At 48.5% G+C, this 18,677-nt stretch carries 19 protein-coding genes; 12 read left to right on the top strand and 7 right to left on the bottom strand.

The features are described 5' to 3' along the window. The first annotated feature begins 45 nt into the window (after positions 1–45). Both ACRPK8_RS08920 and ACRPK8_RS08915 read left to right on the top strand, forming a co-directional pair. Positions 46–1,074, top strand: a complete 1,029-nt coding sequence (locus ACRPK8_RS08920; protein WP_432237913.1) for an aldose epimerase family protein — start codon at positions 46–48, stop codon at positions 1,072–1,074. 70 nt (positions 1,075–1,144) lie between these two features. Beyond that, entirely contained in the window at positions 1,145–1,999 is an 855-nt protein-coding gene (locus tag ACRPK8_RS08915; protein ID WP_432237912.1) for a DegV family protein, read from the top strand. A 49-nt stretch (positions 2,000–2,048) separates the two neighbouring features. Here the strand turns inward: ACRPK8_RS08915 and crcB (ACRPK8_RS08910) are convergent, their stop codons facing one another. Continuing rightward, a complete protein-coding gene (gene crcB / locus ACRPK8_RS08910; RefSeq protein ID WP_432237911.1) occupies positions 2,049–2,399 on the bottom strand; it encodes a fluoride efflux transporter CrcB in 351 nt (116 codons plus the stop codon). Beyond that, entirely contained in the window at positions 2,400–2,798 is a 399-nt protein-coding gene (crcB, locus tag ACRPK8_RS08905; protein ID WP_432237910.1) for a fluoride efflux transporter CrcB, read from the bottom strand. Between the two features lie 154 nt (positions 2,799–2,952). Between crcB (ACRPK8_RS08905) and ACRPK8_RS08900 the strand changes: the two genes are divergently transcribed. The 3 genes from ACRPK8_RS08900 to ACRPK8_RS08890 all read left to right on the top strand — a co-directional run bounded on the left by ACRPK8_RS08900 (position 2,953) and on the right by ACRPK8_RS08890 (position 6,436). Further along, positions 2,953–4,422 carry a methyl-accepting chemotaxis protein gene (locus ACRPK8_RS08900; RefSeq protein ID WP_432237909.1) on the top strand — a complete coding sequence of 490 codons (1,470 nt, stop codon included), beginning with the start codon at positions 2,953–2,955 and terminating at the stop codon, positions 4,420–4,422. Positions 4,423–4,748: 326 nt separating this feature from the next. After that, a complete protein-coding gene (locus ACRPK8_RS08895) occupies positions 4,749–5,684 on the top strand; it encodes an NADP-dependent oxidoreductase (protein ID WP_432237908.1) in 936 nt (311 codons plus the stop codon). Between the two features lie 167 nt (positions 5,685–5,851). Further along, positions 5,852–6,436 carry a DUF4352 domain-containing protein gene (locus tag ACRPK8_RS08890; protein ID WP_432237907.1) on the top strand — a complete coding sequence of 195 codons (585 nt, stop codon included), beginning with the start codon at positions 5,852–5,854 and terminating at the stop codon, positions 6,434–6,436. A 51-nt stretch (positions 6,437–6,487) separates the two neighbouring features. Here the strand turns inward: ACRPK8_RS08890 and ACRPK8_RS08885 are convergent, their stop codons facing one another. Both ACRPK8_RS08885 and ACRPK8_RS08880 read right to left on the bottom strand, forming a co-directional pair. Further along, the gene (locus tag ACRPK8_RS08885; protein WP_432237906.1) at positions 6,488–7,270 is read right to left on the bottom strand and encodes a nucleotidyltransferase domain-containing protein; all 783 of its coding nucleotides are present in this window, start codon (positions 7,268–7,270) and stop codon (positions 6,488–6,490) included. A gap of 103 nt (positions 7,271–7,373) precedes the next feature. Continuing rightward, positions 7,374–7,724, bottom strand: coding sequence for a winged helix-turn-helix transcriptional regulator (locus ACRPK8_RS08880; protein WP_432237905.1), 351 nt, complete (start codon positions 7,722–7,724; stop codon positions 7,374–7,376). A gap of 121 nt (positions 7,725–7,845) precedes the next feature. Here ACRPK8_RS08880 and ACRPK8_RS08875 point away from each other — a divergent pair, with 121 nt between their 5' ends. After that, complete coding sequence (locus ACRPK8_RS08875; RefSeq protein WP_432237904.1) at positions 7,846–8,694, top strand: VOC family protein; 849 nt, start codon at positions 7,846–7,848, stop codon at positions 8,692–8,694. A gap of 47 nt (positions 8,695–8,741) precedes the next feature. Here the strand turns inward: ACRPK8_RS08875 and ACRPK8_RS08870 are convergent, their stop codons facing one another. Both ACRPK8_RS08870 and ACRPK8_RS08865 read right to left on the bottom strand, forming a co-directional pair. Beyond that, positions 8,742–9,527, bottom strand: coding sequence for an NUDIX domain-containing protein (locus ACRPK8_RS08870; RefSeq protein ID WP_432237903.1), 786 nt, complete (start codon positions 9,525–9,527; stop codon positions 8,742–8,744). Between the two features lie 101 nt (positions 9,528–9,628). After that, on the bottom strand, positions 9,629–10,831 hold the full coding sequence (locus tag ACRPK8_RS08865; RefSeq protein ID WP_432237902.1) for a dicarboxylate/amino acid:cation symporter: 1,203 nt from the start codon (positions 10,829–10,831) through the stop codon (positions 9,629–9,631). A 296-nt stretch (positions 10,832–11,127) separates the two neighbouring features. Here ACRPK8_RS08865 and ACRPK8_RS08860 point away from each other — a divergent pair, with 296 nt between their 5' ends. From ACRPK8_RS08860 to ACRPK8_RS08850, 3 genes are all read left to right on the top strand, one after another. Continuing rightward, positions 11,128–11,709, top strand: a complete 582-nt coding sequence (locus tag ACRPK8_RS08860; RefSeq protein ID WP_432238035.1) for a DedA family protein — start codon at positions 11,128–11,130, stop codon at positions 11,707–11,709. A 278-nt stretch (positions 11,710–11,987) separates the two neighbouring features. Beyond that, on the top strand, positions 11,988–13,355 hold the full coding sequence (locus ACRPK8_RS08855) for a PepSY-associated TM helix domain-containing protein (RefSeq protein WP_432237901.1): 1,368 nt from the start codon (positions 11,988–11,990) through the stop codon (positions 13,353–13,355). After that, the gene (locus ACRPK8_RS08850) at positions 13,348–13,833 is read left to right on the top strand and encodes a FixH family protein (protein WP_432237900.1); all 486 of its coding nucleotides are present in this window, start codon (positions 13,348–13,350) and stop codon (positions 13,831–13,833) included. Before ACRPK8_RS08855 ends, ACRPK8_RS08850 begins: the two co-directional genes overlap by 8 nt. 516 nt (positions 13,834–14,349) lie before the next feature. Here ACRPK8_RS08850 and ACRPK8_RS08845 read toward each other — a convergent pair. Then, positions 14,350–15,384 carry a hypothetical protein gene (locus ACRPK8_RS08845; protein ID WP_432237899.1) on the bottom strand — a complete coding sequence of 345 codons (1,035 nt, stop codon included), beginning with the start codon at positions 15,382–15,384 and terminating at the stop codon, positions 14,350–14,352. Positions 15,385–15,631: 247 nt separating this feature from the next. Here ACRPK8_RS08845 and ACRPK8_RS08840 point away from each other — a divergent pair, with 247 nt between their 5' ends. From ACRPK8_RS08840 to ACRPK8_RS08830, 3 genes are all read left to right on the top strand, one after another. Further along, positions 15,632–16,999 carry a copper amine oxidase gene (locus tag ACRPK8_RS08840; protein WP_432237898.1) on the top strand — a complete coding sequence of 456 codons (1,368 nt, stop codon included), beginning with the start codon at positions 15,632–15,634 and terminating at the stop codon, positions 16,997–16,999. A 63-nt stretch (positions 17,000–17,062) separates the two neighbouring features. Continuing rightward, a complete protein-coding gene (locus ACRPK8_RS08835; protein ID WP_432237897.1) occupies positions 17,063–17,590 on the top strand; it encodes a copper resistance CopC family protein in 528 nt (175 codons plus the stop codon). Next, complete coding sequence (locus tag ACRPK8_RS08830) at positions 17,587–18,573, top strand: copper resistance D family protein (RefSeq protein ID WP_432237896.1); 987 nt, start codon at positions 17,587–17,589, stop codon at positions 18,571–18,573. Before ACRPK8_RS08835 ends, ACRPK8_RS08830 begins: the two co-directional genes overlap by 4 nt. The last annotated feature ends 104 nt before the right edge of the window (positions 18,574–18,677 follow it).

Genomic DNA, 18,677 nt, shown 5'->3' with positions numbered 1-18,677 from the left:
TAAATAGGAAAACAGGAAAACGTATTGTACAGGAGGAAGCAGATGATGATTACGACAACGGAAGTAGGAAAACAGGATGATCAGCCTTTGTTATGCTTCACTTTGGAGAACAGACAGGGACACACCGTCGATATTTTGAACCGGGGTGCAAAAATTCTTGCGATTCGTGTGCCTGATCAACGAGGCGTAATCGAAAACGTCGTACTTGCGTTTGATGATCTCTCGGAATACCAGGACGATCCACATCATCTCGGAGCGACGATTGGACGTGTCGGAGGGCGGATCGCAAACGGTGCCTTTGCTCTTGAAGGAATGACATATGTACTCGAACAAAATGAGGGGAAACACCATTTACATGGGGGCAGTGAAAACTGGGCAGACCGCTTGTTTGCGCATGAAATAAAGGACGACCGTCTCATACTGCGTTTGGATAGCCCGCACGGCGAAAATGGGTATCCCGGTCACCTGTCCTTTACAGTGACGTTCGAATGGACGGACGAGAACGTCTTGCATATTCATTATGAAGCGGAGACGACGGCCTCGACACCGTTCAGTCCGACGAATCATACGTACTTTAATTTGACAGGCGAGGCGAAAACGACGATTGAACAGCATGTCCTGCGAATGGATGCCCCTTTTTATATTCCGTTGACGAAAGATGCCGTACCGACCGGTGACATTCTCCCGGTAGCAGACACCGTCTTTGATTTTCTCGAAGCCCGTCCGCTACATGAAGTGACACACGCACCAGATGAACAATTACGTCAAGCGGGTAGTGGTGTCGATCATCCCTTCCTGCTTAGAGAAGATGGGGAAATCGTTCTCGACGAACCGATCAGCGGGCGGCGGTTACGGGTCGTGACCGATCAACCGGGAGTCGTCGTCTACACGGCCAATCACTTGTCAGGTGAGTTCACGATTTGTGGAAGACGGGCAACGCCGTACCTCGGCATCTGTTTTGAGACGCAAGGACTGCCGGATGCGATCAATCAACCAGATTTCCCTTCCGTCGTCCTGCGTACCGGCGAGCACTATCACAAGCGTACATCGTTTCATTTTCAGATGATGTCATGAGGTTTCTTGCGATTTCCACTTCTGTATATGGTAGGATAGAGCGAGAAGAATCTAACGGAGGCTAAGGAAAATGACTAAAATTGCATGGGTGACCGATAGTATGGCCTATTTCACGAAAGAAGAGGCAGAAGCGATCGGCGTCAATGTCGTGCCGATTCAAATCTTACTTGGTGATACGGCGTATCAAGAGAATGCCATCACGGTCGAGCGCCTGTTTCGTGCCCTGGATGCGGACAAGAAGCTGATTGCGAAAACTTCACAACCAATCTTTGGTGAGTTCGTCGGAACGTACGAACGGCTGAAAGAAGAAGGATATGACTGCGCCATTGCAGTGCACTGTACGAATGGCTTATCAAGTACCGTGCAAAGTTCAGCTTCAGCAGCGGAAGCAGCAAGCTTCCCGGTTCATATCATCGATTCGCATACAGCCTTCGAGAACCAGCAGGAATTCATTCGTTACGGAATGGAACTCGAGGCACAGGGGAAATCGGTCGAGGAGATCGTAGCCGCATTGCAGGAACTGACGAAAAAAACGCATTTTTATATGATCGTCGGTAATATGGAGACGATGCGTCGCGGTGGACGTGTCTCGTCGGGAGATCTGTTCCTTGCGAACTTGCTTAGCATCAAACCAATCATTACGACGGATGAAGCGGGGAAAATCGTCCCATTCAAAAAAGCGCGTTCTCTCAAGAAAGCCTACATCGAGATGGTCAAACAAATCGATGAGTCGATGCGTCAACACACGTTCTACAAGAACCGGATTTACGTCGCTACGACGATGGCACCGGAAATGGCAACGGAACTGCGTCAGCAGGTCGCAGCGAAGTTCCCGGATCTGACGATTCTTGAAGGCACGTTCGGACCAGCAATCGGCACACATGCTGGTGCAGAGACAGTCGGTCTGTTCTGGATGAATGACTAAACGTATATGTAAGAGGCGACGGAAAAATCCGGCGCCTCTTTTTTTACGATCAAGCGGTCAGGGTGATGCCGAAAAAGGCAGCGAGAATTCCGAATCCATAACTGCACGCCAAGTAGAAAGCGAGTACTTTCCGGTTTCCATCATGCAAGAGCTGTAACGTCTCAATCTTGAAAGTCGAGAACGTCGTAAATGATCCAAGGAAGCCGGTACCTAAGAGTAACGTCCAGGTCGTATCGAGATGTGCACCGATAACGAGACCAAGCAAAAATGAGCCGAGTACGTTGATTAAAAACGTCGCCAGTGGGAATTCGCGTTTCCATATCGTCTTCACCCATTGACTGACAGCAAAACGACTGATGGCACCACAAAAAGCACCGATAGCAAGAGCGAGTAATGTCATTCAGTCACGTCCTTTCGTCACGTGCCGCAGTCGTCTTGTTCCAAGCGTATAACCGAGATAAGACAGGAATAGACCGCCGAACAGGCTGACGAGTACGTAGAGGAACGCATCCGCTAGATGACGTTCGTTGAGTAAGGTCGCGGTCTCGACGCTAAATGTTGAAAACGTCGTAAATGAGCCGATGAAGCCCGTTCCAATGGCTGTGATCGCATATTGGTGCAAGAGTTTCGTTCGAAATAAAAAATGTGTCGCATAGCCGAGCAGAAAGCTACCGATCAGGTTGATTGCAAGCGTGGGCCACGGGAATGGACCGGTCGTGAAGTCCCCAATCAGCAGTCCGAGTCCATAACGTGCAGCGGCACCGAGAACACCTGCGAGACCTACGAGTACATAGAGCATAGGAATCCTCTTTTCTGAAAAAAGTCTACGTTAAACGTACTCCTGGCTTTAAGAAAGCGTCAAGAAAAAAAGTCATCTGAGAGACTTAACGATTGAATTCTTTCTGCCGATGAACAACTGTATGACTTTAATAAGGTGAAGGAGTTTGAACAAGATGGTATCTGCCCTCGAGCAACAAAGTACAAAGATTTTGTCCCGCCTGATTGCAACGTTGATTACAATTGCGCATCCGTTGATTTTCGTATTTGCCCAAATGAATTACGTTCCGATCAGTGTGTTCTATCAGTTTTTAGTCGGTGGTCTGATCTTGACGGTCGCGTTGCTTGTCGGCAACCGTCTACTCGGACATCGTCCGAGTGGGAAATACGTCCAAGTGACATTAACGTATTTCGTTCTCGCCTTAGTTTTGACGACCTTACCGTCGCCTAGTATCTGGACGATCGTCTATCTTTATTTAACGATCTCAATCGTCTATTTGATTCCACGTCTCGTTATTCTTGCTGGCATTCTTGGGCTAGTCGAAATGATACTATTCACGGTACTTGGGACAATCGTTTTTGTGAATACATTTGATTTAATCGTCGCCTATGTCATCTACTTGATGATCTTCTCAGCGGCTGTTTTTGTCGCCGTCTTTGGACGGAACGTCATGTTAGCCGTCCGTCAAGAACAGGAACGGTCGGAAGCTTACGCGGCAACATCGCAAGTCGCCCTTGAGCAAACGGCAGCAACGGCAACGGAAGTGACGACGTTCACGGAAGAGATGAGTGAGACGGTCGACGCAGCGAAGGATTCGTTCGGTCAGGTCGATCTGGCGATGCAACAGCTAGCACATGATGCTGCAGGAAGCGTCCAGGCGATCCGTGAAATCCGTCAATTGAACGAACAACAAGTCAACCGTATGCAAGAGGTAACGGTTTCGGTCGACCGTGCGCTCGAGCGGAGTTCGTCCTCGCGAACAACAGCTGAACAAAGCCGACAGACGATTGGTCTTGCCGGACAATCGTTGCAACAATTGACGACAAGCATGGATGAATCGGTCACGTCATTCGGACAGCTCGCTGGGCGTTTCCAGGAAATCGTCGCCATCACGTCGAGCATCAATGCGATTGCGGCTCAGACAAACTTGCTCAGTCTTAACGCCTCCATTGAAGCAGCTCGCGCCGGTGAGTTCGGAAAAGGCTTCACGGTCGTTGCGCAGGAAATTCGCAACCTGTCGGCACAGACGGCAGAAGCGTCAAAAGAAATCAATGCGATCATCGAACGTGTTGATCAGGACGTCACACAAACAGGCAACTCGATTCATGCCAGCACGACGCTGTTACGGGAACAGGAAGAACGGATGGCTGAGAGCCAGTTAGCGCTACAAACGATTGAAACGGATGCGACCGAAGTCGTTGGTTCGATCCAGTCGGCGCAAACCCAGTTCGCGACGATGACAAGTAGTCTTACAGCTATTACGACAGCAGCCGGTCAACTCGATACGTTCATGAATGCGTTGCTCGCGCAAAGTGAATCGTTATCCGGTCTGACACGTCACCAAGTCGGACAGGTCATGGAACTGCAACAGGCGATTCATGCCTTGAACAAAACGGCATCAACGTTGCAACAGACGAACTCTTAAAGAAACGGGGCTGACTCAAAAGTCAGTTTCCATAAAGGTAAGGGTGGCAGAATGATGATCTGCCACCCTTATCTCGTAACAAAAAGAACGACGCGTTTCACGCAACTCCTACAGGAAAAAGCGCATTTGTGCTGTCAGAGACAAACAAGACCCGCTTTCCTGCTTCAATGAAGCAGGAAAACTGGCTTGTGTCTCGCCTGAGGAAAGGGCGTGAAAAGACGCGTCATTCTTTTTTGAGTCAGTTTCGTTGTGTTTCTTCAAACTGTTTGTCGGTGGAACGGACGGGGAAGAAGATAGGGAATGATTATCGAAGGAGGCGTCAACGGATGAAAGCAGCTTACATTGAACAGTATGGTGGATCGGAACAATTCAAGGTCGGAGAACTGGAGAAACCAGTCATCGGACCGGATGATGTGTTAATCGAAGTCTATGCCGCAAGTGTGAACCCGGTCGACTGGAAGTTACGAGAAGGATACTTGCGTCAGATGTTGAGCTACGAAATGCCGCTCGTCATCGGTTGGGATGTTGCTGGCGTGATTCAGGAAGTCGGAGAAAACGTCTCCGATCTTCAAGTCGGGGACGCCGTCTTCAGTCGTCCGGAAATCGCCCGTCAAGGGACGTATGCGGAGTACGTCGCAGTCGATGCGCATTTAGTTGTGAAAAAACCAGAATCGCTCAGTTTTGCTGAAGCGGCTTCACTCCCACTCGTCTCGCATACAGCATGGCAGGTCATGTTCGAAGTGATGGATGCGAAGCCGGGTGACCGGATCTTCATTGGTGCCGGATCAGGGGGCGTCGGAACGGTTGCGATTCAACTTGCGAAAGCGAACGGTTTGTACGTCATTACGTCGACGAGTACAAAAAACGTCGATTGGGTAAAAGCACTTGGAGCTGACGAAGTCATTGATTATAAGCAGGAAAATCCGGCGGATCGTGTCCGCGACGTTGATTTCGTATTCGATACGATGGGCGGCGACAAGCAAGGGGAACTGTATCAGATGCTGAAGCCGAACGGCATGCTCGTCTCGATTTCAACCCCACCTGATGAAGAGCAAGCGAAGCAACATAATGCGCGTTTTGCGTATGTCTTCATGCAACCGACCGGTGAGCGTTTGCAACATATCGCTAAAGCTGTCGAACGTGGCGAGCTACAACCCGTCGTCGACCGGATCTTTGATCTCGACCAAATCAAGGAAGCACATGACTATGGCGAAGAAGGACATGCAAAAGGCAAAATCGTCATCCGGGTCAAAGGAGAATAAGAAGAGGAGGGCGCTGAAATCAGCGTTCTCTTTTATTTTTGTCAATCTTTTTATCAAACCATAAACAAAAAATAACCTGGTTAAAAAAGTGTAAAGGATAAGGGATTGCTTCTTCCTATACTAGGGCTATCAGACGTGAGTCAGCTACATTAAAAGGAGGAAGTAACATGAAAAAAGGATTGAAGTGGGCAGGAATCATCGTAATCGGAGCAGTCATCCTTGGAAATCTAGGAGATGATGAAGAACAAGCGGCACCAGAGAAAAAAGTAGAGGTCGAACAAGAAGCAGTCAAATCAGAAGCAAAACCAGTGAAAGCAAAAGCAGCGGCGAAGCTGGTCAAGAAAACCTATGGCATCAAGGATCAGGTAAAGGTCGGGAAATTGACGTATGTCGTCAATGACGTCAAGATGGTCGATACATTGTCAAACGTCCTCGGCGAAAAGAAAACGTCAGGACAATTCTTAGTCATCGGTCTGACGATTCTAAATGGAGACAAGGAAGAACGGTTCGTTGATAGCAACATGTTTAAAGTCAATGTCGGCGATACCGAGTATTCAGCCGATACGGAACTCGATCTCTATGCGAATGAAGACGGCATGGGCTTCTTCTTAGAGACGATCAACCCGAATATCGAAAAAACCGGCAACATCGTCTTTGAATTACCGAAACAGGTCAAAAATCCGAAGCTTGAAGTCTCATCCGGTTTTGGCTGGGCAGGTGGACAATCAAAAGAGATTCAATTGACACGATGATGGGTGAGCAGACAAAGGAGTAGCAGGCAAATGCCTGCTACTCCTTTGTTGTTATCGTTTTACTTGTTGCATCGATAGTTCATGCGTTAATCGATCGAGTAAGTCGAGTGTTTCGGGATGCGTGACGAGCGTCCGATCGAGTGTCTTCCGTTCAGTCTCTAGACATGCCAGATAACGTTGAGCCGCTTCAGCATGCGTTGCGGGTGTCAGGACGTCGTAGATTGCTTCAAGAGAAAGGCGTGGACCGTCAGGCAATGTCGTCGGAATCGTCTTTAATCCGAGCTGCGCCCGATCTGGAGTATGGTGATGAAGCAAGACTTTCGCGAACTTGATCAAGGCGCTCCGGAGCATCTCGACTGCCCATAAGTCATTTCCGCGTGCCGCTGCTTTTTTGTATTGGAACAAGAACCAGACGGCGTCGATTGCTTCATCGGTCGCTTCCTGCGTAGAAAGTGTCAAGTCGCACGTATCCGTAAAGTCCGTCAGTTGTTGTTTCGGATCATATAGGACACGCAGTTGATCCTTATGGTTCAGTGAGTCGAGCGTCACCGTGAACAAATCGATATGTAGCAAATCATCATAGACGACGATCATTTGTGGCGCGATGATATCAATCTCGTCTTTCCAGAGGATCGGACGATAGACTGAAAGATGGGACAGACGACGTGCTAAAAACTTCGTTTGGCGTTCTTCCGAGACGAGGCAGTACAAATCGATGTCTGAATGGACATCTTCTTCTCCCCGTCCAAAAGATCCTTTCAAGAAGATGGCTTCGACTGCAGGATCTTGTTTGAGTCGAGCGACGAGCTGCTCGATTGCGTGAAGTTGATGCATGAGGAATCATTCCTTTCCGAAAACAGAAGTCTATTACGTCAGTATACGGGATAATAGACAGTTTATTCCATAAAAAATAAGAAATCCCCACGTAATGGATTTCTTATGATGAAGCAGAAGCTAATTTTTCTTTATTTTCGAGGTGAATGACGTGCTGTTCGCCCCAGGCATTGATCGCATCAAGAACCGGAATGAGCGTCCGACCATAATCGGTCAGCGAGTACTCGACGCGTGGTGGAACTTCTTGGTAAATCTCACGGTGCACGATGTCGTTCAGTTCGAGTTCACGCAGTTGAGCCGTCAGCATCTTTTGGGTGATATTCGGTAGTTGACGTTTCAGTTCACTGAAGCGGAGTGTTCCGTGTGTGATCAAGACGAGTAAAATCGACGGTTTCCATTTCCCGGTCAAAATCTCGAGTGCCGTCTCGACGCGGCAGCTTGGTGTCTCTTCCATCGGTCTCCCTCCTTCATGGTATCGTTGAGGATACTATACCACTTATTCGTGCCTACTTCCGCTTCCGTCACTTCCGCGCCATAATAAGGGTACAAGCTAGTTAGTTGAAGGAGGAAATAAGATGTCGATTCACCCACAGATTACACTCGGTCCTGTTCGCTTGCGTGTCACGGACCTTGAACGTTCCGTTACATTTTATACCGAATCACTCGGATTACGTGTGTTGACGCAAACCGAGCAACTAGTCGTACTCGGCGCAAAAGATACACCACTCGTTGAACTTGAAGTCCACCCGAACGCCCGCCGTTTCCCACCGAATTCGGTCGCCGGGTTATACCATTTCGCGATTTTGCTACCGAACCGAAAAGAACTCGGCTTCGTCATCCGGAATTTGATTGCACAAGGCGTTGAAATCGGTCAAGGCGACCACCTCGTCAGTGAAGCGTTCTATTTATCGGATCCGGATGGGAACGGGATCGAGATTTATGCCGATCGCCCGCGGGACACATGGACGTATGAAGCCAATGGGGATGTCAGAATGACGACGGATCCCGTCGATTGGCAAAGCATGCTCGTCGAAGCAGGAGAAGAAGACTGGTACGGGATGCCAAGCGAAACAGTCATGGGACATGTCCATTTCCACGTCAAGACACTCGAAGCAGCGCGGAAGTTTTATGTCGAGACACTCGGCTTCGAGGTAGCGGCGGATGCTTCCCGGATGCGTGCGTTGTTCGTTGCTGCTGGCGGTTACCATCATCATATCGGGTTGAATGTCTGGTCTGGGGTCAACGCACCGACGAATCCGAATGATGCAGTCGGACTCGTTTACTGGACGTTGCGTTATCCGGATCAAGCGACACTCCAAGCTGCGATCGAGACGTTAGAGGCTTCTGCTTATACCGTTACGAATCAAGCAGGAGATGTCTATGTCACGGATGATGCTGGAATCACTGCTCGACTGATAACATAATAGAAAAAATCCCCTTACAGTTTTTTCGCTGCAAGGGGATTTTTGGTTTACCGTGAAGACGATGTTGCATTGCCGTCATACCGGCTGATCAGTTCATACGGTCTGACTTTATATAAGGCATGCGGGAAGTAGTGCGGATTCATCGCATCAAGCGTCCGCAATTGGAAATGCTCCCGTTTGATGTATTCACTTAGCGAGTCACGCGTCAGCGGGAAGAAGCCGACATCTGTCGTTTCGCCTTCTTGTGTTGTGAGTTCACCACCGACCGCTTTCCCGCGGAAGCAGACACAAAGGACGTGACTCGAGACGTTTTGATAGATGCCCGTAATCCCATCGATCGTGACATCAATACCGGTTTCTTCTTTGACTTCTCGTTTGATGGCGTCAAGAATCGACTCATGATTTTCGACCTGACCACCCGGCATCTCGTACGTATCACCCCGGTGGAGATTACGGACGAGTAGGACTTCACCGGCATCGTTCGTGATGTACGCGGTCACACTGACGATGGCACGAGGAGGAGCATACGTGCCAGTCGACGTCATGAAGTCTTCATACGACTTGATGTAAAGATTTTTGCCAAGTCGGGCGCGTTTTTTCATCGCTTCCCGGCGTAAGGCACTGTTCCGGACATCGCGATCGACTTGTTCGTAATGTTCACGGTCGCGGTATTCCCAAATAGCGATGACTTCATCTTCCGCTTCCGTCACCCAGCGACCGACGAGACGGGCACCATGGCTGACTTGGAGCGGGTACAAATAGGTATGGAAAAACTCAGTGAATTCTTCTAGGCGTTCGGGACGAATCGTATAGGTCTTCCGGCGATGCAGCATGGAAATTCCTCCTATCAGATAGTCGTACAGATGTGTCCTTTATCCCTTCTCGACAGACAGGAAAAAACCCTTTTTCTCAAGGGGAGAAAAAGGGTTTTGAATCAAGCAGTCTTCTTTGAATTCTGATCGTCAAGAATGGACGTATGCCGTTTGATGACATGGACGATTTTAGCGATTGCACCGTCTCCTGTAACATTTGCTGCGGTACCGAAGCTATCTTGCGCAATATAAAGCGCAATGGCAAGGCTAATCATCGTCTCGTTAAATCCGAGCATCGAGGCAAACAGACCGATTGCTGCCATGACACCACCACCCGGAACACCAGGTGCTGCGATCATTGTGACACCGAGTGCGAGAATGAACGGGAAGATGGCTCCGAATGTGACGGGCATATCGTTCAGATACAAGATTGCGATGACGACCGATGTTAGTGTGATAGTCGAACCGGCAAGGTGAATCGTCGCACAGAGCGGTATGACGAAGTTCGCAACTTCTTCATCCGTATCGTTGATTTTCGTTTGCCGTAACGTGACCGGGATCGTTGCAGCTGAAGACTGTGTACCGATTGCTGTGAAATAGGCGGGCATCATCGTCTTCAACAGCCGGAAGGGATTTTCGTGATTGACGATGCCGGCAATCGTGTATTGTAAAGTCAGCATGACGAAATGCAGAACGATGATGATGACGAAGACAAGTGCAAAGACCGATAGAATTTGAGCGACCTGACCGGCGTACGTCATATTCATGAAAATACCGGCAATGTGAAACGGGAGTAACGGAATGATGACTTTGCCGATGACGAGTTCGATGATACTCCGGAAGTCGATCGACAGCGCGAGCAGACGTTCACTTTTAATTGAGGCGATTCCGATTCCGAAGACGAAGGCGATGACGAGTGCCGTCATGACACCAAAGACGGGCGGAATCTCGATTTCAAGGAACCCTTTCAGTAATGCATCTTCCGGGTTGCCCATCTTACCGAACGAACCGCTGAGAATACGCGGGAAGACATTGTTTGCGGTCCCGAAGGCAAGCAGTCCGGCGATGACGGTTGATAGATAGGCAATCAATGCCGTGATTCCAACAAGCTTCCCAGCACCTTTTCCCAGTTCGCCAATACCGGGAATGATGAATCCGATGATGATGAGCGGAATCGCGAACGAGAGGAATTGACCAAAGACGCCATTGAATGTGACGAAGGAACGGACGATCCAGTCGAACCGTTCGGTGACGAGGCTACCTACTATAATTCCAAATGCGATGGCGACGATGATACGTCCTAATAATCCGAGCTTAACGTTCAATCTGAACATCCTTTCTACAGGGTAATATCTTGAATACCAGCAATTTTTACATATTTAAAATGGTATGACCAGCTCATTTCGATTATTTGGATTATTCAGACGATGTGGAGGATACGCATGAAAACGGTTAATTGAAGAATGAACGCTTGCATACAGCCATTTGTTAATATGTACTCCTTTTTCGAAAAGTTTAAAAAGAATACAAGCTAAAGAAGCAGTTAAGAAATGGACAGGGCTCAACTTTAGAAAAATCGGGGATACTGATTATAGAGAGAAACAGAAAGTAGGGATACGTGATGGATATCATGGCACTCGTCCGCCTGGCTGGCGGAATCATGTTCACCCCATTGTCGGACGATGTCCTGATGATGGGCTTTGCAGCACTTCGTTTACGGGAGGGGATGTACCCGGTCGTCATCTGGTTGACGGCATGGCCGATCTTCTTCATCGCGTTTACCTGGTTTTATCTGCTTGCCCGGTTCTTCCGGGAGATTCCGCTCATCAAACGCTGGATGAAATCACGATTCTTAGAACAGGCAGAAGCGATCATCGAACGACGGGGGTTATGGGCGATTGGATTATCGTTCTTCTTACCGGGCGTCAGGCACCCGATTCATTATGTCGCCGGTCTTCTCGGATATCCATTGCCGCGTTACTTGATGATGACGTTCCTAGCAGCAGGCGTCTATACAGGGCTATGGACCTTCTTGATCGTCCGGATCGGAGAAGCCGTGACCTGGTCGGAGCTCTGGAACTGGTTGCAGGTGAATCCCGGCATCATCGGATTGATTGCGATTGTATTGATTGGTATCGTAGTTGTCGCTATCGTTCAACATCATCGTCAAAAGGAGTCATTGGAAGAAGAATCTTCGATGTAAAAAACGTATAGAACAGGGGCGAATCCAGTGGAGGATTCGCTTTTTTGCATGAAGTTTGGTTTTATGAATAAGGATAGTTTTTTGAAATAAGAAATAATCCATCATAGAAGTGAAATCATTGTCAAAAAATGATGCAATCTACTTCTTGAAAGCTACGCGATTTACACACGGGATTGGCAATGTATCGTCACAAGCCAGTGACTGAATTGGAATTGTAAACGCTTATACTAAGAGGTGTTCACAGAGTGGACATATTTACGATCCGAAGGAGGATACATATGAATCTCATGCAGACGGAAGAGCCGGTCAAAAGAACACCGACTTCTTCTGCTTACCGGACGATTTGGCGGTGGCACTTTTATGCTGGTATCATTTTTGCACCGTTCCTGGTCATGCTCGCTGTGACAGGATCAATCTATTTATTTAAGCCACAAATCGAAAACGTCCTGTATCAATCGTATTATGAAGTTACACCAAAAGCAGATCGCATCACGGCGACGGAACAGATCGATCGTGTCAAAGCGAAGTATCCGGACGCACTTATCACGTCGTACCGACCGGGTGAATCAGACGACCGTTCAAGTGAAGTGAAGGTCTCGTCAAAAGACATGTCGGCGACGGTCTTCGTCAATCCGTATTCTGGTAAGATCATCGGAACATTATCAGACGATGACCGGATCATGAACAAGATCGAAGAGATCCACGGGGAACTGATGGCAGGAACGACCGGCGACCGGATCGTCGAACTCGTTGCCTGTTGGGCGATCGTCCTGATCGTCACAGGTTTGTTCCTATGGTTCCCACGTAAGCAAAAGGGTTTGTCAGGGGTTTTGTTCCCCCGTCTTCGGCAAGGCAAGAAGTTATTCCGTCGTGATCTCCACGCCGTTCCAGCATTCTGGATCACAGCAGGAATGTTATTCCTCATCTTGACCGGTCTTCCGTGGTCCGGCTTCTGGGGAGCAAACTTCCAGTCGCTCGTCACGAACCAAGGACTGGGCTATCCACCGTCGATCTGGGGTGGGGAAGCCCCGACGTCAACACTTCAGACGAAGGATATCGCAGAAGTTCCGTGGGCAGCCGAGACGCTTGATGTCCCGCAATCGAAAGTCGAAGGAGCTGTTCCGGCTTCAATCGATGACATCGTTGCGATCGGCAAACAACAAGGGATGGATCCAAGCTTCAAGATCAGCATTCCGAGTGATCCGAGTGGCGTCTATACGCTATCGGCGTATCCGGCGAAAGCACAGGATGAAGCGACGATTCATCTCGATCAATATTCCGGTGCCGTGCTCGCGGATTACCGTTATGACAACTACGGTGTCATCGGGAAAATCGTTGCGACCGGAATCACGCTCCACAAAGGAACGGAGTTCGGCTGGTTCAATCAGTTGATCAGTCTGTTGATTTGTCTTGGGATCATGCTCGTGGCAGTCAGCGGTTTCTATTTATGGTTGAAGCGGAAACCAAGTAAGGGGATGGGGGCACCAAAAGGTCCGAAAGCATTCATGCTGAAAGGATTCCTTGCCGTGCTCGTCATGCTGGGGATCGTCTTCCCACTCGTCGGACTGTCGCTACTCGTCGTCTGGCTACTTGATTTCCTCATCATCCGTCGTATTCCAAGTATGAGGAGGTTCTTCAATGCGTAAATCGATACAATCACTTTTAATTGGCGGACTCCTCGCTGCGACGACGAGCCTTGCCGGCTGTGCGGTCGATTCCGACGCAGCGGAACACTATACCGTCGTTCATCCGTTATCGATCAAATTCAACATACCGAACGACTTACAGCCGGATGCAAAGAAAAAGCAAACGTTCGAAGCGACGGTCTGGCGTGAAGCGAAACCAGTTGAAAAAGTCGACTACGTCCACTTTGAAATCTGGAAAGCAGACGGAACGGTCCGCTATAGTATGGAACCGGCAGAAGAGAAAAAGCCAGGTGTCTATACGATTGCGAAGACCCTACCGAAATCCGGTTTATATTATGTCAAAGCCCATGCGAGTAGTGAAGGGGCGATGATCATGCCGACACGGCAATTCATCGTCGGAAAACTGTCGGCGCAGGATTTGAAAATCTTACAAGGTGGAGCAAAACCAGCTGGTGGCAGTAGTGGTCACCATCATTAAGACAAAAAAGAGTGGATTTTCTTCCGTTCTCTCTTCAGATTGTAGAAAAATGGGCTGACTTAAAAAAAGAATGACGCGTCTTTTCACGCCCTTTCCTCAGGCGAGATACAAGCCAATTTTCTCGCTCCGTTCGAGCAGGAAAACGGGTCTTGTTTGTCTCTGACAGCGCGATGCGCTTTTTCCTGTAGGAGTGGCGTGTGACGCGTCATTTTTTTACGGGATAAAGGGGATTTCCTCTGATTGATGATGATTTCTCTTATCCATCATCGGAAGTCCTCCTTCTTCTTTTCTACTTTTTTATATCAGGAAGAAGAATCGAAGAAGCGTTTTGTTCACTCGACATCGCTTCCTAAGGATAAACAAGCAGGAGCGCCCCTGCAGCGAAGCGATGCTTGTCTTAAGAAAACGATTCGAGACGAATAAAAAAGCGCAATCGTTCTCGTTAGAGAACGATTGCACTGTGTCTTCAGCCTCGAGAGAGGACGGATTTTTTTCCGTTCTCTCTTTTTTGTATCATCAATCATCATCGTCATGACCGCCATGGTCATCGCCTTGATCGTCAGAATCGTCCTCTCCTTCATCATCGTCAGAATCGTCCTCTCCTTCATCATCGTCAGAATCATCCGATGAACCATCGTCATCCGAATGTTCATCTTCTGACTCGAGCTCCTGTCCATTATAGAACTTGACTTGGACGTGTAGTGTTTTGATGTTTGGGAGTTGAAGTGCTTGAGCAACTAACGTTAATACGTCTTCTTCTGTCATCGATGGCGTGACGAGAAGGCGGTCTTTTAACGTCGCAACGTCAGTGATACCGATCTCGTCTTTAAAGCGTAATTCTTTCCGTTGGTGTTCACCGCTGTAGCGCCATTCGAATTTCTTCTTGTTCGTATCCGTCACTTTGATCATGATTCGTTTTAGTTCCTCACTGTTTCGGATCCCATCATGATTCGAGTCCTCTTGATCGTCCCGGATACCGTCATGATCACTGTCGGCTTTTGTTGGATCAGAACCAAGTTCGAATTCGTCTTCATTCAGAAGCGTATCTTGGTCGCGGTCTTCTTCATTGTCTTTAATTCCATCGCGGTCAGAATCCGCTTTAAGCGGATGGGTTCCGACGATGAACTCTTCGCGTGTCGTCAATCGATCCTTGTCTTGGTCTTCTTTCGCATCGGAAATGCCGTCTTGATCGGAATCCTTTTTTAGCGGATTCAAATGTGCCATGTATTCTTGCTGATTTGTGAGTGCGTCGCGATCCGCATCCTCTTTCCCATCCTTGATTCCGTCGCGGTCGGAATCAGACTTTGTTGGGTTGAGATGAAGCTGATACTCCTGCGCGTTTGTTAATCCGTCTCGGTCCTGGTCTTTGGTTGCGACCTTTTTTCCATAACCTAAATGATATTTCTTTTGCCACGTATCGGAAATGCCGTTTTTATCCCGATCGACTTGTACGACTGACTTCTTTTTTGATTTACTTTTCGCTTCGACAGGTCCAACTGCTTGCGATACGACGAGAGAAGCAAGTACTGCGCCAATGACAATCCGTTTCATAAGTCCACTCCTGTTCTGAAATGAGAAATAAAAGATATGCTGATAAGAAGATTTTAATGAAATCGTTAGAAAATAGGTCGTCAGTTTCGTGAAACAAGTAAATAAAAACTAAAAATAATTAAAGTGGTGAACCATTTTATTTCTGTGATAAAAATATTTTTAATAAAAAATGTAAAAATATAAAACCATTTGTGAACTCCTTGCGTTATCTATGTGAAGTCCAAAAAATCAAAGGGGTGTTCATAAGATGAAGATGAAAAAGTCGTATCTCGCTGTTCCGCTTAGTGCCGCATTGTTGATTCCAGCAGCAGGTGTCAGTGCCCATGGTCATGAGGACCATAGTAAGATGTCTCACAGTTCAGGCAAAGTCTCCCTCGATGTCTCGTCTCCGGCATCGGATCTACGAGCGACGCTCGATCAAATTCTATCTGAACACGCGTACCTCGCAGTCGTCGCGATGCAAAAAGGGATTGATGGTAAAAAAGATTTTGAACAAGCAGCAGGTGCTCTGAATCAAAATACGGATGACTTATCGGCAGCTGTCGGTTCCGTTTATGGCGATGATGCCGGTAAAGCCTTCAAGGAGATCTGGTCAAGTCACATCGGTTACTTCGTCGATTACGTCAAAGCAACCGGAGCAAAAGATGAAGACGCCAAACAAAAAGCAATGAAAGATCTCGATGCGTACCGGGTCGAACAGGCAGCGTTCCTTGATAAAGCGACAGGTGGTCGTCTGAAAGCCGCCGATCTTGAAGCCGGTCTTAAAGTACACGTTAGCCAACTGCTGACATCGTTCGACAGCTACGTCGCAGGTGATTACGAAGCGGCTTACAGCAATATGCGTAAGGCAATCGAACATATGTATATGGTCGGTGAAGGTTTGTCTGGCGCAATCGTTGATCAATATCCGGATAAATTCAAAAACACGAAAGTCGATACACCGGCAGCAGACCTGCGTGCCGGACTCAACCGGAACTTCTCGGAGCACGCAGCGCTTGCAATCCTCGCGATGCAAAAGGGAATTGACGGAGCAAAAGATTTTGACGCGGCAGCCGGTGCGTTAAGTCAAAATACCGATGATCTGACGGCTTCGATCGGTTCGGTCTACGGCAGTGAAGCGGCGCAACAATTCAAGAAAATCTGGTCGAGCCATATCGGCTACTTCGTCGACTATGTCAAAGCGACAGGTGCGAAAGATGATCAAGCACGTGACATGGCCGTGAAGGAACTCGATGACTACCGTGTCGAACAAGCCGCATTTCTCGATGCGGCAACGGAAGGACGCTTGAAAGCGAAGGACCTTGAAGAAGGACTGAAAATGCACGTTGATCAATTGTTACTCGCATTCAACAGCTACAATGAAAAAGACTACGACAAAACGTACCCGGCAATCCGGGAAGCGTATGCGCATATGTATGGGGTAGGGGAAGGAACAGCGACAGCGATCGTCGATCAGTTCCCGGATAAATTCAAAGGGACACCTGCTGGAATGCCAAACACAGGTCTCGGTGGCATGCAAGAAGAATCGACGACAGGTATCGTTTGGTCATTGCTTGGTATCGCAGCGGCATCGATCCTTGGATTCTTCGCACTCCGTCGTCGCCCGCAACAATAAAGGACGACCCGCTGGAAACAGCGGGTTTTCTTATACACATCAAAGAGAAAGGAGGTAAACGACATGCGCATCATCCGATTTGCACTTTTATGCCTCATTTGTTTGCTGCCCATCTCAGTCGAAGCACACACGAGTCTGAAAAGCTCGAATCCGGCGGAAGGGTCAGCGTTGTCTGAACCTATCGAGCGGATTCGCTTGACGTTCAACGAGCCTGTCGAAAAGACGAGTACGTTACGTGTAGTGGATGCGGACGGTATTGAACAGTCACTCGCAAAACCACTCATCATCGGGAATGAACTCAGTGCCGTCGTCCCGAAGCCATTGGCGAAGGGACAGTACACGATTAAATGGGCATCGATTTCAGATGATGGTCATCCTGTCAAAGGAACGATTCGTTTTACAGTGATTGGTGCAACGACAACGGAAGCGAATACAATCGAACAGGCAGAGCCGATTGAAACGAAGGCATTAGTCGTCCCGGAAGCGGAACCAGTTCAACAAGGACTTGTCCCGACACTACTTCCGTGGATCGTCGGAGGACTTTTAGTCAGTATCGTCTTGCTTCTCTTATTCCGTCGTCGTGCGACATGAGTGCATTCGTAGGAGAATTACTCGTCTACATGGGTGGAGCGATCTGGATGGGTTACCTTGTCTTACGTTTCATTCCGAGGTCACGTAAGCCACTGATCATAGACGGAACGATTTGGGCGGTGGCGGGGCTTGGGATGCTTGTTCTTGGAACAAGTCTTCCAGTCATCGGTGCCGTTCGCTTTCTGCTTTCGACGCAAACGATGACAGAGGCCTTGCGAACGGGGTTATTTTTGCATATCGGTCAGATGTTTCTTGTCGTTTACTTTTCTGCTTTATGTTTACTGATCATACTTGCCTGGCAAAAACAACGCTCCTTTCTGCTCGCGCTCTTGACGATTCCGATCTGGATTGGCATCGCAGGAACGAGTCATGCTGCAGCGAAACATGGTGCGTTCGGATGGACGCTCCAGTTCAGTCACTTCTTCTGTGTGACGGCTTGGATTGGTGTCGTATTTTGGTTAGCGATCGGTGCGCGCTCGACCGAGCACTGGTCCGCCTTTTTAAGTTGGTTCAGTCCGTTTGCCCGAGTTGCTTTTATAGGTGTCATCCTTTCCGGTCTATGGTTGATGCAACTGGCGATTCCGCTTGAACGTTATCCGAATCTTTGGGGCGTGCCATATGGTCAAGCGTTGTTGCTGAAGCACCTCTTATTGATACCGCTTTTGTTTTACGCCTTTTGTAATGGCACGCTCGTCCGGCGCCGGTTACGTTCGGATGCAACGTATGATCCGCGTCCATTACTACGGATGGAGAGTATCATTTTAGTATTACTGTTCATGGCAAGTGCTTCACTCAGCCGGTTAGAGCAACCGACGCTCGCACAACTTCCGGTCAATGTTCCAGCAGGGGACGGGTGGATCTTGATGGTTGGCATCGCCACCTTACCGCTGCTCGTACTCGGATACCGGCGACATGCAGTGGGCGTCTTGCTGAGCCTTCTTAGTGTTAGTCTGATCTATCTTGGACTACTTGCGACAGGGTAAACAAAAAAACAAGGTAGCGGATAAGTCTGATATGCTCCCCAAAAAGTAGACAGTTGAAATAACAAAAACTGTCTACTTTTTGAAGGGAGCTTTTTCTATGGCTA

Origin of the sequence: Exiguobacterium sp. TDN 0502 (assembly GCF_050846835.1) — a bacterium.
GTDB lineage: Bacteria > Bacillota > Bacilli > Exiguobacteriales > Exiguobacteriaceae > Exiguobacterium_A.
This window is presented reverse-complemented; position numbering and strand designations above follow the sequence as displayed.